We start from the raw sequence: 22,743 nt of genomic DNA, 5'->3' as shown, positions 1-22,743 counted from the left end.
CCGTTTTTCAGAAATTCCCAGGACTCCACACGTGGCCAAATCCGATCTCGGAACCAAACGCATTTGCCCGACGACGGGTAAGAAGTTCTATGACTTGAACAAGTCGCCGGTGATCTCGCCCTATACCGGTGAGGTCGTGCCGATTGCGCCGATTGCGCCGCCCCGGGCCGCCCGCGGTGATGCTGCACGCGCTGCCGCCGCAGCGAGCGCCGCCGCCGATGCGCCGGAACCGGCCGAGGCCGAGGAATTGGTCTCGCTCGAGGAGGCCGATGCCGAGGAGAACACCGGCAAGGTCAAGGCCGTCGTTCCCGAATCAGAAGACGATATCGAAATCGACGAGACCATCGAGGGTGACGAAGACGACGATTCGACCTTCATTCCCGACGAGGAAGAAGGCGATGAGGACGTCACCGACATCATTGGTGACGTCGGCGGCGACGAAGAGACTTGAGATCGGCCCTGAACTGTGGTTCAGGGTCATGCCTGCGCGTCGCCCAAGGCGCGCGGATCGGTTAAGGGGCCATAGCTCAGCTGGGAGAGCGCTTGCATGGCATGCAAGAGGTCGGCGGTTCGATCCCGCCTGGCTCCACCAAATTTCTCGCAACTGCCTGGGAAATTTAAGTTCATTGTAGATCAACGCCTTAGCATCTCCCCTGTGTCGCACATCGATGTTACACAAAAGGAATGAAGGCGATGTCGTCCACCTATCATCTGTTCAAGCGAGAAGGCGTTTGGAATTACCGACGTCGTGTCCCGACCGCGCTGATCCCGTTGATCGGCAAAAAAACCATACAGTTTTCGTTGGGAACCACTGATCTCAAGGAAGCCAAGAAGCGGCGTGCGCTCGAAGACCTCAAAACAGCCGCGCAGTTCGAGGCCGCCGAGGAAAAGCATAAGGTCGCGGCAAAGGGGACCGGGGGGTTGGTCATCCCTGCGGCGGGGACCCCTCTTACGGAGCGGGAGGCCGTCCAGCATGTGCAGGAATATGTCCGACAGATGGATGCACGGTCACGGCGTCAACTCACTGAGGACCCTCCTGGGAGCGGCAGTGACCAACAAAAGATCGAGGCGGACGTTGGGTACGGCTTAAGCATCCTCAAGAACCGCGACGACCCAAGGGCTGACGAATGGGTCTACGCGGCCATGACGCGCATACTGGCGGATGCTGGGCGTCCGGTGGACGAGGCCTCGTTGCCCCATGCTGCCTTAGCCGAGCTTGCTCGTCGTGGCTTGCTAGAGCTTCAGCAGCGTAGGTTGGCGCGGATTAGCGACGATCATGGACGCCTCTTCTTCGACCACCTGTTTGATCCTAACCTCCCTCCGCCAATTTCATTCGGCGAACTGGCCGACCAGTTCCTTGCTGTCATAGAAGAAGACGCGGGGGCTAACCAGACCAGCGAAAAATGGGTCGATAAACAGCGCGCCAACGTCACCCTGCTGCGTGAGATCATCGGCAACGCCGTGCCCATTCAAAATGTTGATTACGACGTCTGCCTGAAGGTGCGAACAGTCTTATCGCGCCTTCCCGCCAACCGTTCCAAACTTTACAAAGGTTCGACCATCAGTGAGGCCATCGACAAGGGCGAAAAGGCTGGAAAGCCCAAGCTGTCGTCCGGGACGCAGGAAATCTACCTCACTACCCTCGAAGGAATTCTCGACCTCGCCTGGAAGAAGCGGCTGATCGGGGCCAATCCGGCTCAGGGTATGAAGCCGGTTAGGCGTGAAGCCATGGAGGCCAGCGCGAAGCGCCGTCCCTTTGCGGCTGAACAGCTCAAGCAATTCTTCGGCGGGACGTTCTACCAAACGTGTGCGTTACATTCGCCGCCGTTCGGTCACGACAAGACCGGCTGGAGGTTCTGGCTACCTCTCTTGTGCTTGTTCATGGGCATGCGCCCAAACGAGGCCTGTCAGATGAGCGTTGGCGACGTCAAACAAACCATCAAAGGGACCGTGTACCTCGATATCGTCGCTTCCAGCGATGAGGATGACGCCGACCTGGGGGCTAAGCCCAAGAAAACCGTCAAAACCTGGAGCAGTAAGCGGAAAATTCCGGTGCATCCCCAGCTGATTTCAATCGGCTTTCTGGAATTCGTCGCGATCCGCCGCAAAACAGGGGCGTCGGTCCAGCTTTTCGGCGGCTTAAAGCCAGATGGTTACGGCAACCATGCGACGTATCCTCTCAAGCGTTTTCGGGAACAGTATTTGCCGAAGTCGATCCAACTCGAAGCCCGACAGAGCTTCTACAGTTTCCGGCATAATTTCAGGGATGCCCTTCGCCGGACCAGCGCTCCCCCTGACGCACTCCAGGCCCTGGGCGGATGGAGCCAAGGCAAACTGGTAAGTGACAATTACGGCGACAAATCCGATCCTGATTACCAGATCAAGTACATGCAGCTCGTTGATTTTCCTGGCCTCGATCTGCACCATCTTCAGTGGAAGGGCTGACGATAGTCAATGGCGTGCACTTGCTTCGGACGCCACCAGATACCCTGGCCGGTCCCGACCACGCCGTGTGGCTTACCATTAATCGCCTCGATGGGACGTCTCTCGCCCACGTTCGGTGAGAGTGCGCGAGCACAAGTTCTGGAGATCGGCAATATTGCCGATGGTCCACTCCGCACAAATACTCCCGTCATACTTCCACCCCTTTTTATTCTGACCTTCATTGTTCAGCTCATAGCTGAAATTTCCCGGAGCCAAGGAGGGCATTGATGGGAACGGTGACAACGTCATCGTCCGCCCCCCTGCGACCTGCGGACCGATCGACTTCGATGGGTCGCAGAGTGAGGCACCAAAATGGGAAAAAAGACCAAGAAGGCAAAGACGACAACCTACGGTAATCCGGGCGCCTACGCGATGGCGCGAAACCAAGCCGGATGTGATTGGGCCGCTGGCCTCTTATTGTATCGACTAAAGTTCAGATGGGGCCAGCAGACCAAGCTCAAACGACACAATAAAGAGTGGGTTGCGATGAGCAGGAGCGACTGGGCGAAAGAAGCGGGCCTTTCCGAAAGTGAAATGAAGAACCGTGCCCTGCCCAAGCTCCGAGAATGTCAGTTCGTGACCATACGCCAAATGAAATTGGGGGCTGTGAAACTGCTCTGGATGAGTTTGGACCTCGCAAAACTACACGAGTGGACCAAGGACGATGAGACCCATCAGATGCTCCTGAACGGCGCCACGTTCCCAGGATACGAAAAGCCCCCCGGAAATTATCCTTATAAGCAAGCGGAATGAGCACCGTTAGGCGACCTCCTCATTGCAATGCGTTTTGCGGGCAGGGGTGACTATCACTGAAAGTACTATCGGCCGCCGTTCATAGATAGTCCCCGGCCAAGACGATTAATATAAGAAGAGATATACGAGAGGAGCTACATAAGAGGATGACCTTCCCATTAGTATGAAGAATACTAATGGGGCACCCTACGCTGTCGCGTCGGGTGCAGGATCGCAACAACATAGAAAGGTTGATCCGGGGAGATAGAAAGATAAACGCGCGCGCGAGACGGCGTCAAAAATATTGGATCGCCAACCCGGCGGCATGCGTAGCGAGAATGCGACTTGTCACATCCCCGGCTCAATATTCGACCGCGCTTCAACGCCGAATTCGCACGCATAAGCTGGTCACTGTGACGTCTGCCGCGACTGGCTCTCGGTGATCGAGAGCCCACCTGCTGCTGTGCCGCGATTAGAAGCGTCACCGTGCGTTCTTTCATCACTGGGGTTAGGGTGGGGGCTCCGTCCGAAGAACTCGCACGTGCGCCTCTCTGTGGGGCTTGAGGGGGTAATCCTCTAGGCAGGCCGAAGCGCCGCATCCTGCCAGCCGGTGCCATCCAATACGAGAAAGGCCGGTCTTCAGTTTGGGACAACGAAACGCGGCCGGGGCCTCGTTGATAAAGAAGCAGCAACCGTCAGGATGTCGCGACAGGCCCTGCGGACTTGAGTTGGGACCAGACCAGCCCCAGAGGGAAGCCGTGGAAGACACGGTTCAGTAAAGCCTCGAACCGGGTTGGAGGTGATCCCTATTCGGCCCAATGCCCTCAGGAAATCAACAGTATACGCGCTGGTGAGACTTACGCCCCGATCGTGGTGGCAATGCTGTCCCGGAGGGCCAAGTCCCCGAGCGACAAACCCGGACGAAATCATAGTCCCCTGGCGAAGGCGGCGGCGACATTGCAGGACGCCCCGAGACATTCCTGGCCGGGCGTCTGCCGATGGGCCTTGGTTGTGATCGCAAGATCGAACGGCGCTTTTGGCGATTGTAGTGGACTTGGCGTCCCTGGCTCCCCTCAAAACTTCCAAATCACTCTTCGTTAAGATTGCTCATTTGGGGTGTCGCCCCTACCATCGGCGCAATTCCCGACGGCTGGTCGATGATGAGGACGGTCTAATCCGAAAGGTGTGCCTTGCAGAATACGAGAACTAGGGTGAACGTCCGAAAGCTAGCCGCGAAGGACTTAACAAATTCCGACATGATCCTCGTTCCCGGCGGCAGTTTCCGCATGGGTTCTGACAGGCATTATCCCGAAGAGGCGCCGGTCCATCGCGTAACGGTTGATGGATTTCGGATTGACCGCACACCGGTGACGAACCGTCAGTTCAAGGATTTCGTGCGCGACACCGGCCATGTCACCTTCGCCGAAATTCCGCCCGATCCGAAGGACTATCCGGGCGCGCTGCCGCACATGCTCTATGCAGGTTCGCTGGTATTCACGCCGCCCCCGCATCCCGTCGATCTCGGCAACTGGAGCCAGTGGTGGCAGTTCCTCAAAGGTGCGGACTGGCGGCATCCGTACGGCCCGAAGAGCAACATCAACACTCTCGGTGACCATCCAGTGGTTCACATCGCCTACTCCGATGCACTCGCCTATGCGCGTTGGGCCGGAAAGGACCTCCCGACCGAAGCGGAGTGGGAATACGCCGCGCGCGGTGGACTAGAAGATGCCGAATATGCATGGGGCGACGAATTGACGCCGGGCGGCTTGCACCTTGCCAACACCTGGCAGGGCAGCTTTCCGCACGAGAACCTGTTCGCCGACAGTTATGCCCGGACGTCGCCAGTGACAGCATTTCCTTCGAACGGCTACGGCATCCACGACATGATCGGCAATGTCTGGGAGTGGGCCAGCGACTGGTATTCCAACCGGCATGAAACCGATGCGCCGAAGGCCTGCTGTATCCCGGAAAACCCCCGCGGCGGACGCGAGGACGGCAGTTATGACCCGCGCGAGCCCAACGTCAGAATTCCGCGCAGGGTCGTGAAGGGTGGATCGCACCTTTGCGCACCCAACTATTGCCGCCGTTATCGTCCGGCTGCACGTCACGCGCATCCTGTTGATACGTCCACCAGCCACATCGGCTTTCGCTGCGTCATAAGGGAGAAGAAATTGTGAGTATACGCTCGTCGTTACGCCGCTGAATTCCACCATCCGATCCATCGCTGCCAATTCGCTTCACCATTTCACCAGGGAAGGATAGACTAAATGACTAACGGGATCGAGCGCGAGAAGGATCAGTCGAAGCCAAAGTCGAACAGCGCTTTAAATCGCCGCGAAATGTTGATGACTGGAACGTCGGCCCTCGCGGCCGCCGTCCTGCTGTCAACGGGGCAGACCACAATTGCACAAGCGCAGCAGCCAGCGCCTGCAGCAGCGACAGGCCGACGGCCCAACATTCTGATGATTTGGGGAGATGACGTCGGCTGGTTCAATATTAGCGCCAACAACAACGGCATGATGGGCTACAAGACACCCAACATTGACCGCATCGCCAAGGAGGGCGCGAACTTCACGGACTGGTATGGGCAAAATTCCTGCACCGCGGGGCGCGGGGCGTTCATCACCGGCCAGGTGGGCTTCCGCACCGGCCTGCTCACCATCGGAATGCCCGGCGGTAAGGAAGGAATTCAGGATCGCGACGTGACCCTGGCTCAGTTACTCAAAGGGCAGGGTTATGCCACCGCGCAGTTCGGCAAGAACCACCTCGGAGACCGCGACGAGCACTTGCCCACCGCACACGGCTTCGATGAGTTTATGGGTTCACTCTACCACCTCAACGCCGAAGAGGAGGCCGAGAATGAGGACTACTTCAAGGATCCTGAGTTAATCAAAAAGTTTCAAACGCGCGGCGTGCTCCACACTTGGGCGAACCCGGATGGAACGCAAAAGATCGAGCCCACCGGCCCGCTCAATAAGAAACGCATGGAGACGATCGACGACGAAGTGACCAAAGCCTCGCTCGACTACCTGCAAAAACGCAAGGCTGACGGCAAACCCTTCTTCCTCTGGTGGAATTCCACCCGCATGCACGTCCACACGCGTCTGAAGGACGAGAGCGTTGGGAAGACGGGTCTCGGTGTCTATGCCGACGGGATGGTTGAGCACGATGGCCACGTCGGCCAGCTTCTCGACAAACTCAAGGAACTGGGCCTCGAGGACAACACCATCGTCATGTACACCACTGACAACGGCGCGGAGAAATTTTCGTGGCCTGATGGCGGCAACTCACCCTTCCGTAGCGAAAAGAACAGCAACTGGGAAGGTGCCTACCGCGTGCCCTGCTTCATTCGCTGGCCCGGCGTGATCAAGCCCGGCTCGGTCTTCAACGACATCTTTGCCCACGAAGACATGCTGCCCACGCTGATGGCTGCTGCTGGCGTGCCCGATGTGAAAGAGCAACTGCTCAAGGGTATGAAAGTCGGCGACAAGACGTTCAAAATTCATCTCGATGGTTATAATCTCACCGACACGCTCGCGGGCAAAGTTCCTAGCCCGCGAAAGGAGTTCTTCTACTTCGCCGATAGTGGCTCGCTGGTGGGGCTCCGCTACAATCAGTGGAAGATCGTCTTCCAGGAGCAGCGCGCCCAGGGTATCGGTGTCTGGCGGGAGCCGTTCGTAACGCTGCGCAGGCCGAAGATCTTCAACCTCCGCATCGATCCGTTTGAGAGCGCCGACTATGAAGCTATAGGGTATGAAAGGTGGTGGTTTGACCACGCATATGTGATGGTGCCAGCGCTGCAATACGTTGGTGGGTTCCTCGGCACCTTTAAGGAATTCCCGCCGAGCCAGAAGGTCGGCAGCATGAGCCTCGACGACGTTATGGACAAACTTGCTGAGGGTGCGGGTGGAAAATAACGCCATGCCAGCCTAGTCACTGCTGATCGATGATTGGGGCTGCGCCTGCTTGCAACAGATGCAGCCCCGCTGGCCCTCGGTTATGTGCCGACGCTGGAGGATGGGCTCCGCCGTGATTGTAATCGTTACTCTTGGCCTGTTGGCGATGACGGTATGCCTCGCCTTCCAGGCGGTGGCATCGGTGATCGCCGCCCGCTACTTCGCCCGCGCTGCCAAGCGACCGCTGGGCGCTAAGCCGCGGTGGTCTATTTTCTTACAGTTCTCAGTACTGATGCTTACCCTCATGCTGGGCAACATTTTCCAGGTTGCATTTTGGGCGCTGATCTACAGGGCACTTGGGGCCTTCGAGGATTTCGAAACGGCGCTGTATTTTTCGGGCGTAACGTTCACGTCGCTGGGTTACGGCGACCTCGTGCTCGACGGCCGGATGCGATTGATTGCGCCACTGCAGGCGGCCAATGGTCTGATGATGTTCGGGATCACCACGGCTTTCTTCATCGCAGCCTTCCAACACGCTGCCAAGAACTGGAGGGAGACGCATCGAGATAGCGCGGGGCGCCGTGCAGACTAATGTGCCTTCCTGATTTCCGCTCATGACACCTTTCGGACATGCCAAGACTGCCGGACGATGTGCGCTCACTGGGGCAAAGCAGACATCCCCCTCGCCGAGATTTTTGAACTATCCGCTCAATTCTCCCTTTACATGACCGATCACAGGTTCATCCTTAACGGTGGGTAAGACGTCTCTAGGTGCTCCCCTCAACAACGAGGAGAGCGCTAAAATGGACCAGGCAGAATTATTCCAAGCCATCAGGGGCCGCCTATACGGCGCGGTGGCGGACTTCCAACCACCTCCGCCCCAGCTTCTGAATATCTCGCCCTACTTAGGGATGTCGCTGCTGCAGAAGGCAATCCGGCGCGGGAGGACAGAACTGGCCCTCAAGGCCGCAGCGACGCTTCTTCAACAATCACCGGAACGGCTGTGGCGGCGACTGGCATGCATCGCCTTCGAGGACGTGGGCCTTGGTGATCTCGACCTGGTGGCGATGGCAACCGCCGCCATGGCAGGTAAGAGAACGCGCGGACCCCTCGGGGGTGAATGGGCTGTTGCGAGCTTCCTAACGTCTAGGATGGCGGACGCGATCAAGTGTCGAGGCGCTGACGATCTCCTGCTCGTCGCCGAAAATCATCCTGACTTCGAGACCCAGCGGCTGCAATTCGGTTTCAGCACCATTAAAGAACTGACCGGATTAATCACCGGCAGCGAGCCGTTGCCCGTTAGGGCCTTGGCAGCCTGGTTCCTGCTGGGCACGGATCGCCGCCCGTCCCCTCGGCTTGCAAGACGTTCTGGCGACACCGCTGCACTGTTCGCGGCACTTGCAGGAATTCTGCCGCCCTGCCTAGTCGAGATCGCCCAGGAGGGCCATCGGCGCAGCGGCGAGGTGCTGCCAATCTTCGTAGCCTTGCTCGCTCCACAACTGCAGCCCGACCTGGAAACCAGCGAACCCGATGAGATGCCCCCGGAAGTAATGCTCGGGCCTGTCCCGGGGTGGGTCGTAGACCTCTACACAAGGCCCGGAAGGGCTGCACTCGCCAACTTCATCGACGGATCGACCCGGACAGCCCGATGGGTACGACTGCGCATTCCTCCCCGCCGGAGGGTCACGTTTCTAGGAACGATCGTGTTCCGATTGGAGGGGCAATGCGTGCGGCGTCGCTTACGATGGACCACAGCTGACGAACTGCGCCGACTTACCGATTACGAGTGCAATGGATCACATTGCCCAGATGCCACCGAAATCCTGCAACTCGCCCGAACTGATCTGGGCGAGCTGAATGCGATACGAGCCGAGCTTTTGGAGGCATCGAGCCATGCCAGCTGAACTTCTAACCCGTGATACTATTCACTTATCGGAGGTTAAAACGGCCTCGTTTGAGCGTTCAGCCACGCCATTGCAATTAATCTCACTCCCAACCGAATTCTCTCCAGAGACGCAATTTTTCGTCGAAAACAGCGTCTCGGAGAACAGCCGCCGGGCATACCTCAGTGATCTGCGGGAATATGAAAGGAGCGGCGGATCGATACCTACTTCCCCGGAGATGTTGGCCGCGCACATTGCTCAGAACGCTGGCAGGCTGAGCGTGGCGACCCTGGTGAGGCGTCTGGCATCAATCTCGAAAGCGCACGAGGTCGGGGGGCTACCTAACCCAACCCGCTCCGCCCTCGTCCGGGCGACCCTAAGGGGCATCAAGCGGACTTATGGCTGCGCCCAACATCAGGCTAGGCCGCTGCTGCTCGACGAGCTGATCCAGGTACTCGACGCAACGGGCGACAGGCCGAAGGACCTCCGGGATCGGGCTCTCCTTCTACTCGGCTTCGCTGGGGCGTTCCGCCGTTCCGAGCTGGTCGGCTTAAATGTCGGCGACGTCGAACATGCCCGGCAGGGCGTCATCCTGCATTTGCTCCGCTCAAAATCCGATCAAGAGGCTCGGGGGCAGAAAATCGGCATCCCACACGGCCGGGGGCGATGGTGTCCGGTCGCCGCCCTGGAAGCCTGGTTGGCGACCGCAGGCATCAGTGACGGGCCGATCTTTCGGCCGGTGGATCGCCATGGCAGGGTCCATGATTGTCGCTTGTCCGGCGAAGCGGTGGGCGAGATCGTCCGAGAGCGCGCCGCAGCAGCTGGCCTCGATCCCTCCGGGTATTCTGGGCATTCCCTAAGGGCGGGATTAGCTACGAGTGCCTCGCAGGTCGGGGTGCCGACTTGGAAAATTAGGGCGCAGACCCGGCACGCTTCCGACGCCATGTTGACCCGTTACGTGCGGGATGGCGCACTTTTTTCCCAAAACGCAGCCGCAGCACTGTTATGAAATACGGTATCTCCGCTCATGCGGCGTCGCGCGAGGCGGTGGCCGACTACAATTTATCGAACAGATCGGGTGTTTTTTCCGGAGGCTCAGGCAAATCTTCAAGCCGGATAACCTCCAAAGCCTCCGCTTTGCTATAGCGCCGAATATCGTCATCGTTCGAGTAAATGCGGTCCGCGCCCTCGACCTTCGCGATGGCAATAATTTGCCGGTCGAACTTGAGCTTCGCCCAGCTCTCGGCGCCCTCCTTCTTATCGTTGTTGCGCAACGCCTGCCGATGCCGCTCTGCCGCTTCCACGGCTGCACGCGGGCCGAACGCCGCAACCTTGAAACGCGGTGTCCTGTTCAAAATGTCCAAATAATGAGGTGCGGCATCGCCCGCCCCGATGAGTAGCTCGCTGAGGGCGGGTGTCGGGATAACGACGACGTCCCTCTGCTTATCGAGGGTTTGGACGAGGTGCAGGAGCTTCACATCCACCTCGCCAAAGCCTTTTACGCGTGGGTCCAGCAATGGGATGAGGAACGAAGCATCAAAGACCACGATCGCCATTTAGTGGCGGTCCTTATCGTCGCGACGCAGACCGAGAATATCTGTCAGCGCATCGTCACGCTGGTGCCAGGTGCCGCCCTCGACTGCGCGGAGCTGACTGACGACGTCGCCCATAGGGCTGTCCTCGAGAACTTCGAAATCATAGATGTCGAACTGCTCAAGCTCCCAGGTGCCGTTTTCCTCGCGCACCCATTTCCCGCTACCTTGCACCCGCAATATCCCATTGAGGTAATATGGCGCGAGCCGCAGAGCGATACCTTCGCCACGCACGTTGCAGTGATATTCGGCGTCCCCGTTCTTGAGCCAAACGGGTATGGTTTCGTCACGTCCCCCGATGCGAATGATCCGGCCTTCAAGGGTGCCGACTTCCCGGAACGGTCCATAGCGCACCGGTTTTGGCCGCGCGCGACCGGGAAATTCGATGACCTTGCTCATGCTCGGCGAAATGAGCACCGCAACGGCGCCGTCCTTTGCGAGCAGGTTATCAATGTTCTCATACGCCTGCATCGCATCTTTGGGGCCCTCGCCGTGGCTGACCCGCGTCACGCGCTCCTCGACCTTCGGGAAAGCGACCGGCTCGATGTTGGACACCAGCACGGCACTACCCGCCTCAAGGTGAGAGAAGTGCACGCGCTCGCGCTCGCCTAAAAGGGTAGCCAGCTCCGCCATGTACTCCGCGAGGCGGGCCATAGGCAGGCTAGCAACGCTGAAAACGTCGATCTTTAAGCGGTATTGCTCGTGCTCTGTCACGTCCATCGTTCCTCTAATGTTCTAACAATAACACCAACAGGGCCAAATAGTACGGGGAGGGGGTCAATTTTTTCCTCATAGGGTCCGACAACGGGCTTTTCGCACGCTAGAACGTCGGATGCTGCCGACCCCACGGGGCGGATTAACTTAAACTAGAATTTGGAACCATGTGGGTTCGGCGGGGGGACGGGTGCGGCTAAGCTGGAACGAAATTCGAGTGCGGGCCGCAGCGTTCGCCGACGAATGGAAAGATGCCCACTACGAAAAGGGCGAGACCCAAAGTTTCTACAATGAATTCTTCGAAGTCTTCGGCGTCAAGCGCCGCCGCGTCGCGAGCTTTGAAGAGCCAGTAAAACTGCTGGGCGCGAAGCGCGGGTTCATCGACCTTTTTTGGAAAGGCGTGTTGCTGGTCGAACAGAAGAGCGCAGGCCGCAGCCTCGTTCCAGCGAAAGCGCAAGCGCTTGACTATTTTCCTGGCCTCAAGGATGTAGAGCTGCCGCGCTACATCCTCTTGAGCGACTTCCAGACCTTTGAACTGCACGATCTCGACGAAGGCACCAAAACTAAACTCGCGCTCGCCGATCTGCCGCAGCACGCGGAGGCGTTCGGCTTCATCATCGGCGTCCAGAAACGTACTTTCCGCGATCAGGACCCGGTTAACATCGAAGCGTCGGAGCTTATGGGCAGACTACATGATGCCCTTAAAGCCTCCGGCTACACGGGCCATGATCTCGAACGCCTGTTGGTCCGGCTACTGTTCTGCCTTTTTGCGGACGACACAGGTATATTCGAGACGCGGGGCATTTTTGATGCCCTTATCCGGGAACGAAGCAACGAAGATGGCAGCGACACCGGCCAATGGCTGAGCAGCCTGTTTGACGTGCTCAATACGCCGGAGAAACTGCGGCAGCAGGCGCTTGATGAGGACCTTAAGCAGTTTGCCTATATCAATGGCGACCTGTTCGCGGAACGGCTGCCAATTCCAGCATTCAATCGCGGCATGCGCGAACGGCTGCTTGAAGCCTGCGATTTTTCATGGGATGCGATCTCCCCCGCAATTTTCGGTGCGCTGTTTCAATCTGTCATGAACGCGCGTGAGCGGCGCGCGCAGGGCGCGCACTACACGACCGAAAAGAACATCCTCAAGGTCATCGAACCGCTGTTCCTCGATGATCTGCAGGCGGAATTCGTCCGGCTGAAAGTCCGACGAGGCACCAGCCGCACGGCCGCGCTGCGCAGCTTTCAGAACAAGCTCGCGGGCCTGCGCTTTTTCGATCCAGCTTGCGGATGCGGAAACTTCCTCATTATCGCCTACCGCGAGCTGCGTACACTTGAAACCGAAGTAATCAAGGAGCTGAACCCAAAGGGACAGCGCGAACTCGACGTAACCGCGCTGTCCAAGGTCGATGTCAGCCAGTTCTATGGTATCGAGATCAGCGAATTTCCAGCGCGTATCGCGGAGGTGGCGCTGTGGATATGGACCACATTATGAATGTGCGCTTGTCGCTGGAATTCGGGCAGGTTTATGCCCGCATCCCGCTTGTGACCGCGCCGCATATTCACAACGCCGACGCGCTCGAACTCGACTGGAATACGGTCCTCCCTGCATCGAAATGCTCGTATGTCTACGGCAATCCGCCATTCATCGGTTTCGTGATGCGAGGCGCGCACCAGCAAGACCAGGCGTCCGGCCTTATGAACCGCTTGGGCGCTTCTGGAAGTCGCCTCGATTACGTGTGCGCGTGGTTCCTGAAAGCGGCCGAATACATTCAAGCGGGGAGCGCCAAGATCGGCTTCGTCGCCACGAATTCAATCACTCAAGGCGAGCAAGTCGCATCGGTCTGGCCCGCCCTACTTGACCGTTACCAGCTGGAGATTGCCTTCGCGCACCGCACCTTTGCGTGGGGATCGGACACGCGTGGCGTCGCACACGTCCATTGCGTGATCATAGGGTTGACGAAGCGTGATGCAGCACCTTCCGACCGTCGCCTATTCTCATACGATGGTCAGGATGCAGAACCCACCGAAACGCTGCACCGGGCGCTTTCGCCCTATCTATTCGATGCATCGCGGCTTAACAATTCGCACCTCGTCGTCACCCGCACCCGCCAAGCCGGAGGCGGCATGCCACCGATCCGGGTTGGATCAAAACCCGTCGATGGCGGCTACTTCATCATGGACAGCGTGGAGCGCGCCACGTTTGTAAGTAGTGAGCCCGCTTCGGCTCCGCTAATCCGACCGTATGTCGGTTCGGATGAACTCATAAATGGGGGGGACCGCTGGATCATCTGTCCACATGGGGTGGCACCAAACAAACTGCGCGCGATGTCGAAAGTACGCGAGGCAGTGGAGAGAGTGAGGTTGTACCGGCTCGGTCGCCTGCCGCCGCGCAAAGACCCGGACGGCGAGAACAAGAAAACGAGCGCCCTTTCAGTGAAGCTAGCGAAGACCCCGACCGAGTATCATGTCACGGTGCTGCCGAACCGGCCGTTTATGGTTATTCCGGAGGTGAGTTCGGAACGACGGCCATATTTACCTATCGCCTGGCTTGATCCGCCGACCATTCCTTCCAACAAGCTCTTGGTCGCCCTAGACGTTGAACTACACCAGTTCGCGCTGATCACCTCTCGCATGCACATGGCGTGGACCACCTATGTTGGTGGCCGCCTCAAAAGCGATTATCAGTACTCGCCCGGCATCAACTACAACCCGTTCCCGTGGCCCGCGCTCGACGATGCCGCAAAGACGCAGCTGAGCGGTCTGGCGCAAGCTGTCCTCGACGCACGATCCGCGCATCCAGGGGCAACCCTCGCCGATCTCTATGATGTTAATCTGATGCCGGGTAACGTTCGGCGTGCGCATGAAGGGTTGGACCGGGCTGTTGACCGCCTTTACCGTGCGGCTGCTTTCAGCGGCGACCGTGAGCGTGTCGAACACCTGTTCGGGCTTTACGAACGCATGGCTGCACCGCTGGCTCCGATGCCATTGCGGCGACGAACACGATCGCGCGCGGCATCATAATCCGATGCCAGCGCCAGTGCGTCGCCGATCGATGTGCAGACGCCGACACCTCAAACACCGGCCAGCCGAGTAAATTCGGAAAAACTTTTACTGACGCCGTCTTAGGCCTACCATCTTCCCAAAAACCAAGGAGAGGGTGGGATGAAATACGCTATTCTGGCACTGGGGCTGCTAGCCACCCCAGCACTGTCGGCTACCATTCGCACCAAGGACGAGTGCGACACGTTCAAGACTTATCTGGACGGCTGCGCCGAACCGATGGGAGACCCACCCGCGTGTCACGGCGGAATGACATCGGGCAGCATCGCTCGCCGCATGGCCGCCATCGAGCAGAAGTACCACATCAACCCAGAGCAGCTATATGCCATCTGCCGGAAGGTCTGCCATCAGAAGACTACGGTATCTGCCGCGCTCGACAAGTTCTGCCCCCGGGCCAAACCGTAGCCCAGTCCGCTTTCTCATCTGCCTGTTCGCTGGCGACTGAGGTACCGCTTGGGGCGCCATCTGCGCGCTGCACATTGGGTTCATGTCTGCCAATCGAAGCTCCAGCCCACCAGCTCGCACTTTGATTGCCCACCCAACCCTACAGCCCATCTGAAATAAGGCGCCCACGACCAATTCTCCTCGGTGTAGGCGCTGTTGGGGGGCAGCATCAATCCAGCGGCCCTTATACAGCCGTGGCGCAGCGAGGTATTGCTCTGGTACTGGGGCTGCTCGTCACTCCGGCCGCAGCGGCGCAGCAATTCGAGACAGTGTCCAAGAAGTTCATGATCTGCGGTTCTGTCGAGACCTTGCTCAAAAACTGCAACGAGAGCCGACTAAACAAGACGGGATGTAATTGGATCGTCACCGGCGGTAAGGCCAAGGGGTACAGTCAGATGCTCAATGATGGCTGGCTGTCGCCGAAGAAGTTCGAAGCCGTGTGCCACCGCGTGTGCGCCGGGCAGCTCAACGTATCCGATGCAACCCCGGTTCTGCCCCCCGGGCTGGCGCAAATCGTAACCCAGCCAGCCTTCTCGTTGTGGCGCTGGTTCGCTTTACGAAACTGACAGAAATTTTGGAGACGATTTCTAGCTCGTCGGTGCTTGCGGTCTACCCGCCTGCGCTGCCTCGGTGCGGCTCCTTTACTCACGGCGCCCAGGCGCTAATCTTCTTCCATTAGTTCATTCATTTAGATGGGGTCTTTCCATGTATCGCATTGCTTTGATCCTGTGGCTGCTCGTCACCCCGGCTGTTGCCGAAACTTACACGGCACGTGAGTGCGAAACGCTCGCCGGGGAATTTGAGTGTGGTCCATCCTCGGCATCCGGGGCTCGTCGGTTCGATGAGATACGCAAAAATCATAGAAAATGGGCGCTGAGTGCAAAATACAAAACCAAAACTGGCTTTAGCCCTACCGAAGAAGCGTTCGACGAGCTGCGGGGCCAGGTCTGTGACGGCAAAGTCACCCAGCAGGATGCGCTCAATAAATACTGCCCGGGCTACCGGCCCAAGACGCAGGTCGCGATCCCGGATACCGAGCCCTACACCCAACGTGACTGCGCTGCGATCGAGATGTTACTGACGGCCTGCAAGGTGTCGGGCAAGCGCATCCCGACCGAGCTGACCAAGGAAGAACAGCTCACGCTGTCCCGGGCCTACATATGGCTGGGGGCAAGGCACGCGAGTTGGTGGGGGGCAAGTGGCTTTGCGCCAACGTGTACGCAGCTGTTTGAGAGCAAAATCACCGGGGACGAGGTGTTACATAGATATTGCCCTAACTACCGGGCCAAGCCGTAGGCCGCCCCGGTTCTCAAGTCGCGAGCCCGGTGTAATGGACACGGAGGCGTGGCACTAACGTTGCCAAAATTGCACACCTCTGCCAGGCAAATTCAGGCGGCGGCAGTTCGCGATCGGTTCTGCCACCCACACCTACAGCCCACCTGAGATTAAGGCAGCCAGGACGAAATCACCTTGATGTAGGCGCTGTTGACCGATCAACCTCCTGGGCCGAGCACCCTTTTCCCTCGTGGCGCAGCTCAATCGATTACGATGCTGAAACTTGATGAATTTGGGAGTTGATAAGCAATTGGCGTTGAGACGTCGCCTTATGGCGGTCGAAATTGGTGGGATTTTGGAGGGATGACTTCCCCCTGCTCAACATTTTTTACTCTGCTACACAACCGTGCTACATCATGCGCTGACACGGCTCGATAAAACGCTGATTTTTATGGTGAAACATGGAGCCCGGAGATCACCCGCCTGGCTCCACCAGCCTTCGCTCGCTTCGCGAGCTTCGGCTGGGCAGGCCCGGACAGTCCATCGTAGCGAAGGGAGCGAAGGCTGCCCCGCCATAGCCCGAAGGGCGACGGCGGGCTCGGCAAGTTCTGCGACTCCACAGACTATCCACCTGCGGTATCCTGCCTTTCCGGGGTGGAGGGCTGACCGTGCGATACGTCTATATTCTCGAAAGTCTGGATTCGCTGCACTTCTACGTGGGCATGACAGATGACCTGCGCGCTCGTCTGGCTAAACATAACGCCGGTGAAGTGCCGCATACCTCGAAGTACCGCCCTTGGCGGTTACGAACTTATATTGCGTTCGATGACGAACAGCGCGCCATCGCGTTCGAGAAATACCTGAAGTCCGGATCCGGCCGAGCTTTTGCGAAGAAGCACTTCTGAAGGGATCCTACTCCCCCAACGCCGCATTCAACTTGTCGCGCAGGGCGAGCAGTTCATTCTTCATCGCCACCAGTTCGCCCACCGAGCACGCCGAGCTAGCCAGAATACCCTGCGGCACCGCCCGGGCTTTTTCCCGCAGCGCCTGGCCTTTCGGCGTCAGTGCGATCAGGACCTGGCGCTCATCCTCCGTGCTGCGTGTGCGCCGGATCAGTTCGGCGGCCTCCATCCGCTTCAGGAGCGGGGTCAGCGTGCCGGAATCGAGGAACAGCTTCTCGCCGATATCCTTGACGGGCACGCCGTCACGTTCCCACAGCACCATCATCACGAGATATTGCGGATAGGTCAGCCCGAGCTTGTCGAGCAGCGGCTTGTAGACGCGGTTGAAGGCATGCGCGGTGGAATACACCGCGAAACAGATCTGATTGCCGAGCAGCAGCGGATCGACCGCCGGTTTCCTAGCCATTTGCACCTCGCCAAGTGGGGACGCCCGTGATCATTTAGGGCCGCGGACGAGCCTAATCAATTGTATACAATTAAATTGCGGACCTCTTCATTCTTTCTATTGTGCACAATCTAATTGTGTGCAATACGATTGCCATCGAAACCAGACCCAAGGGAGACCAACATGTCCGTGAAAGTCCTCTACAAGACCACCGCAACAGCCACCGGCGGCCGCGACGGCACCGCCTCGACGGCTGACGGCGCCTTCAGCGTCAAGCTTGCGACCCCGAAGGAACTCGGCGGCGGCGGTGGCGCCGGCAACAATCCCGAACAGCTGTTTGCGGCCGGCTATGCCGCCTGTTTCATCGGCGCGATGAAGGCGGTTGCGGCTCAGGGCGGCGGCGTGAAGGTGCCCGCGGACGCCTCCGTGACCTCCACCGTCGGCATCGGCCCGCGCTCGGAAGGCGGCTTTGGCCTTGATATCGACCTCGCCGTTTCCCTGCCCGGCCTTGCCCGTGCCGACGCCGAAGCACTGGTCCAGAAGGCCCACCAGGTTTGCCCGTATTCCAACGCCACCCGCGGCAATGTGGATGTGCGCCTGACCGTGGTGTAACGACCGCGTCGAACGGCCCGCTGCAGCAAGCCGCGGGCCGTTTTTGCGCGTCTTCTGTCTCCGCATGCGCCTGTGCGCGCGCGGGCATTGCCGACGCGCCCGAAGACCGGTAGCTCAGGAATTCCATTGGTCTTACTTGAGCGAAGGTTTTTTCCATGAGTTCTCCGGCTCCCGGCGCAATGACCGGCCTGCGCGTGATCGATCTCACGCGCGTGCTCGGCGGCCCCTATTGCACGCAGATTCTCGCCGACCACGGCGCCGACGTGATCAAGGTCGAGCCGCCCGCCGGTGACGAGGTGCGCGACTGGGGCCCTCCGTTCCATGAGGAGGACGCGGCCTATTTCGTCGGCATCAACCGCAACAAGCGCTCGATCGGCCTCGACCTCGCCTCCGAGGGCGGCCGCACTGTGCTGCTAAAGATGCTGGAGACCGCCGACGTCCTGATCGAGAATTTCAAGCCGGGCACGCTCGACAAATGGGGCATCGGCAACGACGTGCTGCGCGCGAAATTCCCAAAGCTGGTGCATTGCCGGATTTCCGGCTTTGGCGGCGACGGCCCGCGCGGCGGCAATCCCGGCTATGACGCGATCATCCAGGCCATGACCGGCATGATATCAGCGACCGGTTCGCCGCAAAGCGGCCCGATGCGGATCGGCGTTCCGCTCGTCGACATCACCACCGGGCTTTATGCCGCGATCGGCATCCTGATGGCACTGTCGGAGCGGCAGCGCTCGGGGCTTGGCCAATTCCTCGAGACCACGCTGTATGAAACCGGCCTTGCGATCATGCATCCGCACACCGCGAATTATTTCATGCATGGCAAGCCGCCGAATCTGACCGGCAACGAGCATCCCAATCTCGTGCCTTATGCGATCTTTCCGACCCGCACCGACAACATCTTCATCGGCGTCGGCAATGACGGCACCTTCCGCAAGCTCGCCAAGGAAATCGGCAAGCCGGAACTCGGCACCGATCCGCGCTTTGCCCGCAACAAGGACCGCATCGCCAACCGCGATGCGCTGCGCGCCGAACTCGCCGCGGTGTTCAGCCAGCACGACGCCGCGCCGCTGTGCGACCGCCTGCTCGCGGCTGGCCTGCCGGCCGGCCCGGTCCAGTCGATCGACCAGGCGCTGACCGCCGCCCACACGGTTCACCGCGGCGATGTCATCGAGAAGGACTGGTACAAGGGCGTCGCCTCGCCGATTCGCCTGGAGCGAACCAAACCCAGCCTGCGCCGGACCCCACCGAAATTCAGCCAGCACTCCGCCGAGGTACTGGGCGAGTTCGGCTATTCCAAGAGCGAGGTCGAGGCGATGGTCGCCAAGGGCGTGGTCTGCGGCTCGGAGCGGAAGCGGTAAGCCGCATCTCCACCGTCGTCCCAGCGAATGCAAGGACCCTGCGTTCGCAGGGGCGACGTTAGGGTTGAGTCCGTCGGCCTCCGCCTATTTTCCGGCTTCCCTTGGCGCCCGCTTCCCCCCTACGCTGCTTTCGCTTATACGGTCATTTGTACGTCATCCGGCGCTGCTATCGCGCGAAACGAAGATGACGACCCAACCTGGAGGGAATTACATGGCATTTCGACAATTCGGCGTAGCGGCGAGCGTGACTGTCGCGCTTGCGCTCGCCACGCCTGCCTACGCTGTGACCGAGATCCAGTGGTGGCACGCCATGACCGGCGGCAACAACGACATCGTCAACAAGCTTGCCGAGGACTTCAACGCCAGCCAGTCCGACTACAAGGTCGTCCCCACCTTCAAGGGCAGCTATCCCGACACCATGAATGCCGGCATTGCGGCGTTCCGCGCCGGCACCGCGCCGCACATCATTCAGGTGTTCGAGGTCGGCACGGCGACCATGATGAGCGCCACCGGCGCCATCAAGCCGGTCTACCAGCTGATGAAGGATGCCAACGAGCCGTTCGACCCCAAGGCCTATCTGCCGGCGATAACCGGTTATTACTCGACGTCGAAGGGCGACATGCTGTCGTTTCCCTTCAACTCGTCGTCGACGGTGATGTGGATCAACAACGACGAGCTGAAGAAGGCCGGCATCGCCGAGATTCCGAAAACCTGGCCGGAAGTGTTCGACGCCGCCAAGAAGCTGAAGGCGGCCGGGCACACGACCTGCGGATTCTCCAACGCGTGGGCGTCATGGGTGCATATCGAACAGTTCTCGGCCTGGCATAACGTGCCGATCGGCAGCAAGGCCAACGGCCTCGACGGTTTCGATACCGTGCTGACGTTCAACTCGCCGCTGCACGTGAAGCATCTGCAGAACCTGATGGACCTGCAAAAGGACAAGACCTACGACTATGCCGGCCGCGCCAACGCCAGCGAGAACCGCTTTGCGTCCGGCGAGTGCGCGATCTTCCTGACCTCGTCGGGCTATTACGCCACCGCCAAGAGCACCGCCAAGTTCGACTTCACCTCGGCGCCGATGCCCTATTACCCCGACGCCGCCGGTGCGCCGCAGAACTCGATCATCGGCGGCGCTTCGCTGTGGGTGATGGGCGGCAAGAAGCCCGAGGAATACAAGGGCGTCGCCAAGTTCTTCACCTTCCTGTCCGACACCAACCGTCAGGCCGACCTGCACCAGAAGTCCGGCTACCTGCCGATCACCAAGGCAGCCTATGAAAAAACCAAGGCGGACGGCTTCTACGAGAAGAACCCCGTCCTGCAGACGCCGCTGAAAGAACTCACCAACAAGGAGCCGACCGAGAATTCGCGCGGCCTGCGATTCGGCAACATGGTGCAGATGCGCGATCTCTGGGCCGAGGAACTGGAAGCGGCGCTGGCTGGCAAGAAGACCGCCCAGGAAGCCCTCGACGCCGCGGTCGCGCGCGGCAATGCGATGTTGCGCACGTTTGAAAAGACGGCCAAATAGTATCGGCGAAGACTCCCTCTCCGCCTTTCGGAGAGGGAGCACCTCTGGCATCACAGCGTCCTGAATGGAAAAATCGGTCGTCTTCAACAACAAGCTGCTGCCATATCTGCTGCTTGTGCCGCAGCTCATCATTACATTCGTGTTCTTCTACTGGCCGGCGAGCCAGGCGGTCCTTCAGTCCTTCAAGCGCGAGGACGCGTTTGGACTGACATCCGAATTCGTCGGGCTGGAAAATTATCAGTCGCTTTTCGCCCAGCCTGAATATTACAAGTCGATGCTGACGACGGTGATCTTCTCGTCGCTGGTCGCAGCGTTGTCGCTTTCCATTGCGCTGCTGTTCGCAACCCAGGCCGACAAGAACCTCAAGGCCGCCGGCACCTACAAGACGCTGATGATCTGGCCCTATGCGGTGGCGCCCGCGGTCGCCGGCGTGCTCTGGATCTTCATGTTCCATCCCTCGCTCGGTACCCTGGCGCGGCCGCTGCGCTGGATGAATTTCGACTGGAATCCGCTGCTCAACGGCAACCACGCCATGATCCTGGTGGTGATGGCCGCGGTGTGGAAGCAGATCTCCTACAATTTCCTGTTCTTCCTGGCCGGCCTGCAATCGATCCCGAAAAGCGTGCTGGAAGCCGGCGCGATCGACGGCGCCGGCCCGATGCGGCGGTTCTGGACCATCGTCTTTCCGCTGCTGTCGCCGACGACGTTCTTTCTTCTCGTCGTCAACGTCGTCTACGTCTTCTTCGACACGTTCGGCATCATCGATGCGGTCACCGGCGGTGGCCCGGCCGGCGCCACCACCACGATGGTCTACAAGGTGTTTGCCGACGGACGGCTCGGCGGCGATCTCGGCGGCTCGGCCGCGCAGTCGGTGGTACTGATGGTGATCGTGATCGCGTTGACCGCGGTCCAGTTCAAATATGTCGAGCGCAAGGTGCAATACTGATGGTCGAGCACCGCCCGCTCAACGACATCATCGCCTACGCGATCCTGACGCTCGGCGTCTTCATCGTCGCCTTTCCGGTCTATCTGGCAATGATCGCATCCACCCACGACGCCGCGACCGTGGTCGGCGGCAGCATGCCGCTGACGCCCGGCAGCCAGACGCTGGAAAACTACTACCGCGCGATATTCGTCGGCGGATCGCGGACCAGCCGCGAGCCAGTCGGCCACATGCTGATGAACTCCTTCATCTCGGCGCTCGGCATCGCGATCGGCAAGATCTTCATCTCGATCCTGTCGGCCTACGCCGTGGTGTATTTCCGCTTCCCGTTCCGCAAGACCGCGTTCTGGATCATCTTCGTCACGCTGATGCTGCCGGTCGAGGTGCGCATCTATCCGACCTACAAGGTGGTCGCCGACCTCAAGATGCTCGACACCTATGCGGGGCTGATCATGCCGCTGATCGCTTCCGCCACGGGAACGCTGCTGTTCCGGCAGTTCTTCATGACGGTCCCCGAGGAATTGCTGGAAGCATCGCGGATCGACGGCGCGGGTCCGTTCCGATTCTTCTGGGATACGCTGCTGCCGCTGTCGGTAACGACGATCGCGGCGCTGTTCGTGATCCAGTTCATCTATGGCTGGAATCAGTATCTTTGGCCGCTGCTGATCACCACGCAGGATTCGATGCAGACCATCGTCACCGGCATCAAGAAGATGCTGTACACGACCGACGAGCTGGCCGAATGGCAGCTTGCGATGGCGACCGCCATCCTCGCGATGCTGCCGCCGGTCGCGGTGGTCGTGTTCATGCAACGCCTGTTCGTGCGCGGGCTGGTCGAGACGGAAAAGTGAGGACGCGAGTGGCGCTGGTGGCCCAAG

21 protein-coding genes, 1 tRNA gene and 1 pseudogene are annotated in these 22,743 nt (G+C 59.4%); 20 read left to right on the top strand and 3 right to left on the bottom strand.

All coding sequences use genetic code 11. From position 1 onward, the window contains the following. The first annotated feature begins 31 nt into the window (after nt 1-31). From JQ575_RS04250 to JQ575_RS04210, 9 genes are all read left to right on the top strand, one after another. Nucleotides 32-451, top strand: a complete 420-nt coding sequence (locus JQ575_RS04250; protein WP_192736224.1) for a TIGR02300 family protein — start codon at nt 32-34, stop codon at nt 449-451. 65 nt (nt 452-516) lie between these two features. Next, nucleotides 517-592: transfer RNA gene (locus JQ575_RS04245), tRNA-Ala, on the top strand. A gap of 101 nt (nt 593-693) precedes the next feature. After that, nucleotides 694-2,445 carry a site-specific integrase gene (locus JQ575_RS04240; protein WP_212032014.1) on the top strand — a complete coding sequence of 584 codons (1,752 nt, stop codon included), beginning with the start codon at nt 694-696 and terminating at the stop codon, nt 2,443-2,445. A gap of 351 nt (nt 2,446-2,796) precedes the next feature. Further along, nucleotides 2,797-3,237, top strand: coding sequence for a hypothetical protein (locus tag JQ575_RS04235; protein ID WP_212032013.1), 441 nt, complete (start codon nt 2,797-2,799; stop codon nt 3,235-3,237). Nucleotides 3,238-4,472: 1,235 nt separating this feature from the next. Beyond that, entirely contained in the window at nt 4,473-5,393 is a 921-nt protein-coding gene (locus JQ575_RS04230; RefSeq protein ID WP_212032012.1) for a formylglycine-generating enzyme family protein, read from the top strand. A gap of 90 nt (nt 5,394-5,483) precedes the next feature. Next, nucleotides 5,484-7,133: an arylsulfatase gene (locus JQ575_RS04225; protein ID WP_212032011.1), complete on the top strand. Its 1,650-nt coding sequence runs from the start codon at nt 5,484-5,486 to the stop codon at nt 7,131-7,133. Nucleotides 7,134-7,245: 112 nt separating this feature from the next. Further along, nucleotides 7,246-7,704, top strand: coding sequence for a potassium channel family protein (locus JQ575_RS04220; RefSeq protein WP_212032010.1), 459 nt, complete (start codon nt 7,246-7,248; stop codon nt 7,702-7,704). 211 nt (nt 7,705-7,915) lie between these two features. Beyond that, nucleotides 7,916-9,016, top strand: coding sequence for a hypothetical protein (locus tag JQ575_RS04215; protein ID WP_212032009.1), 1,101 nt, complete (start codon nt 7,916-7,918; stop codon nt 9,014-9,016). Then, nucleotides 9,006-10,004, top strand: coding sequence for a site-specific integrase (locus JQ575_RS04210; protein ID WP_249166425.1), 999 nt, complete (start codon nt 9,006-9,008; stop codon nt 10,002-10,004). Before JQ575_RS04215 ends, JQ575_RS04210 begins: the two co-directional genes overlap by 11 nt. 46 nt (nt 10,005-10,050) lie before the next feature. Here JQ575_RS04210 and JQ575_RS04205 read toward each other — a convergent pair whose 3' ends face one another. Both JQ575_RS04205 and JQ575_RS04200 read right to left on the bottom strand, forming a co-directional pair. After that, a complete protein-coding gene (locus JQ575_RS04205; protein ID WP_212032007.1) occupies nt 10,051-10,551 on the bottom strand; it encodes a PIN domain-containing protein in 501 nt (166 codons plus the stop codon). Beyond that, a complete protein-coding gene (locus tag JQ575_RS04200; RefSeq protein WP_212032006.1) occupies nt 10,552-11,307 on the bottom strand; it encodes a hypothetical protein in 756 nt (251 codons plus the stop codon). A 163-nt stretch (nt 11,308-11,470) separates the two neighbouring features. Here JQ575_RS04200 and JQ575_RS44380 point away from each other — a divergent pair. From JQ575_RS44380 to JQ575_RS04175, 6 genes and pseudogenes are all read left to right on the top strand, one after another. Beyond that, a pseudogene (locus JQ575_RS44380) lies at nt 11,471-13,236 on the top strand (DNA methyltransferase); the annotation flags it as partial. Between the two features lie 189 nt (nt 13,237-13,425). Further along, nucleotides 13,426-14,322, top strand: coding sequence for a type IIL restriction-modification enzyme MmeI (locus tag JQ575_RS46375; protein ID WP_409364761.1), 897 nt, complete (start codon nt 13,426-13,428; stop codon nt 14,320-14,322). 141 nt (nt 14,323-14,463) lie between these two features. Next, nucleotides 14,464-14,766 carry a hypothetical protein gene (locus JQ575_RS04190; protein ID WP_212032005.1) on the top strand — a complete coding sequence of 101 codons (303 nt, stop codon included), beginning with the start codon at nt 14,464-14,466 and terminating at the stop codon, nt 14,764-14,766. Between the two features lie 233 nt (nt 14,767-14,999). Then, nucleotides 15,000-15,371, top strand: coding sequence for a hypothetical protein (locus JQ575_RS04185; protein WP_212032004.1), 372 nt, complete (start codon nt 15,000-15,002; stop codon nt 15,369-15,371). Nucleotides 15,372-15,510: 139 nt separating this feature from the next. After that, a complete protein-coding gene (locus tag JQ575_RS04180) occupies nt 15,511-16,101 on the top strand; it encodes a hypothetical protein (RefSeq protein WP_212032003.1) in 591 nt (196 codons plus the stop codon). A 647-nt stretch (nt 16,102-16,748) separates the two neighbouring features. Beyond that, on the top strand, nt 16,749-16,985 hold the full coding sequence (locus JQ575_RS04175; protein WP_211995375.1) for a GIY-YIG nuclease family protein: 237 nt from the start codon (nt 16,749-16,751) through the stop codon (nt 16,983-16,985). 7 nt (nt 16,986-16,992) lie between these two features. Here JQ575_RS04175 and JQ575_RS04170 read toward each other — a convergent pair whose 3' ends face one another. Beyond that, nucleotides 16,993-17,448, bottom strand: coding sequence for a MarR family winged helix-turn-helix transcriptional regulator (locus JQ575_RS04170; RefSeq protein WP_212032002.1), 456 nt, complete (start codon nt 17,446-17,448; stop codon nt 16,993-16,995). A 162-nt stretch (nt 17,449-17,610) separates the two neighbouring features. Between JQ575_RS04170 and JQ575_RS04165 the strand changes: the two genes are divergently transcribed. The 5 genes from JQ575_RS04165 to ugpE all read left to right on the top strand — a co-directional run bounded on the left by JQ575_RS04165 (nt 17,611) and on the right by ugpE (nt 22,716). Continuing rightward, nucleotides 17,611-18,039, top strand: coding sequence for an organic hydroperoxide resistance protein (locus tag JQ575_RS04165; protein ID WP_212032001.1), 429 nt, complete (start codon nt 17,611-17,613; stop codon nt 18,037-18,039). 155 nt (nt 18,040-18,194) lie between these two features. Then, the gene (locus tag JQ575_RS04160; RefSeq protein ID WP_212032000.1) at nt 18,195-19,397 is read left to right on the top strand and encodes a CaiB/BaiF CoA-transferase family protein; all 1,203 of its coding nucleotides are present in this window, start codon (nt 18,195-18,197) and stop codon (nt 19,395-19,397) included. 211 nt (nt 19,398-19,608) lie between these two features. Beyond that, entirely contained in the window at nt 19,609-20,922 is a 1,314-nt protein-coding gene (ugpB, locus tag JQ575_RS04155) for a sn-glycerol-3-phosphate ABC transporter substrate-binding protein UgpB (RefSeq protein WP_212031999.1), read from the top strand. Nucleotides 20,923-20,986: 64 nt separating this feature from the next. Then, the gene (ugpA, locus tag JQ575_RS04150; RefSeq protein WP_212031998.1) at nt 20,987-21,868 is read left to right on the top strand and encodes a sn-glycerol-3-phosphate ABC transporter permease UgpA; all 882 of its coding nucleotides are present in this window, start codon (nt 20,987-20,989) and stop codon (nt 21,866-21,868) included. Beyond that, the gene (gene ugpE / locus JQ575_RS04145) at nt 21,868-22,716 is read left to right on the top strand and encodes a sn-glycerol-3-phosphate ABC transporter permease UgpE (protein ID WP_211995369.1); all 849 of its coding nucleotides are present in this window, start codon (nt 21,868-21,870) and stop codon (nt 22,714-22,716) included. The genes ugpA and ugpE overlap by 1 nt, the downstream gene beginning before the upstream one ends. Nucleotides 22,717-22,743: the final 27 nt, after the last annotated feature.

The organism is Bradyrhizobium sp. JYMT SZCCT0428 (assembly GCF_018131075.1).
Lineage (GTDB): Bacteria > Pseudomonadota > Alphaproteobacteria > Rhizobiales > Xanthobacteraceae > Bradyrhizobium.
This window is presented reverse-complemented; position numbering and strand designations above follow the sequence as displayed.

Coding starts and splice junctions, on each gene's coding strand:
- ugpE (WP_211995369.1), top strand. CDS start 21,868: ATGGTCGAGCACCGCCCGCTCAACGACATCATCGCCTACGCGATCCTG.
- JQ575_RS04215 (WP_212032009.1), top strand. CDS start 7,916: ATGGACCAGGCAGAATTATTCCAAGCCATCAGGGGCCGCCTATACGGC.
- JQ575_RS04165 (WP_212032001.1), top strand. CDS start 17,611: ATGTCCGTGAAAGTCCTCTACAAGACCACCGCAACAGCCACCGGCGGC.
- JQ575_RS46375 (WP_409364761.1), top strand. CDS start 13,426: ATGCCACCGATCCGGGTTGGATCAAAACCCGTCGATGGCGGCTACTTC.
- JQ575_RS04235 (WP_212032013.1), top strand. CDS start 2,797: ATGGGAAAAAAGACCAAGAAGGCAAAGACGACAACCTACGGTAATCCG.
- JQ575_RS04160 (WP_212032000.1), top strand. CDS start 18,195: ATGAGTTCTCCGGCTCCCGGCGCAATGACCGGCCTGCGCGTGATCGAT.
- JQ575_RS04240 (WP_212032014.1), top strand. CDS start 694: ATGTCGTCCACCTATCATCTGTTCAAGCGAGAAGGCGTTTGGAATTAC.
- JQ575_RS04190 (WP_212032005.1), top strand. CDS start 14,464: ATGAAATACGCTATTCTGGCACTGGGGCTGCTAGCCACCCCAGCACTG.
- JQ575_RS04180 (WP_212032003.1), top strand. CDS start 15,511: ATGTATCGCATTGCTTTGATCCTGTGGCTGCTCGTCACCCCGGCTGTT.
- ugpA (WP_212031998.1), top strand. CDS start 20,987: ATGGAAAAATCGGTCGTCTTCAACAACAAGCTGCTGCCATATCTGCTG.
- JQ575_RS04205 (WP_212032007.1), bottom strand. CDS start 10,551: ATGGCGATCGTGGTCTTTGATGCTTCGTTCCTCATCCCATTGCTGGAC.
- JQ575_RS04200 (WP_212032006.1), bottom strand. CDS start 11,307: ATGGACGTGACAGAGCACGAGCAATACCGCTTAAAGATCGACGTTTTC.
- JQ575_RS04210 (WP_249166425.1), top strand. CDS start 9,006: ATGCCAGCTGAACTTCTAACCCGTGATACTATTCACTTATCGGAGGTT.
- JQ575_RS04230 (WP_212032012.1), top strand. CDS start 4,473: ATGATCCTCGTTCCCGGCGGCAGTTTCCGCATGGGTTCTGACAGGCAT.
- JQ575_RS04225 (WP_212032011.1), top strand. CDS start 5,484: ATGACTAACGGGATCGAGCGCGAGAAGGATCAGTCGAAGCCAAAGTCG.
- JQ575_RS04170 (WP_212032002.1), bottom strand. CDS start 17,448: ATGGCTAGGAAACCGGCGGTCGATCCGCTGCTGCTCGGCAATCAGATC.
- ugpB (WP_212031999.1), top strand. CDS start 19,609: ATGGCATTTCGACAATTCGGCGTAGCGGCGAGCGTGACTGTCGCGCTT.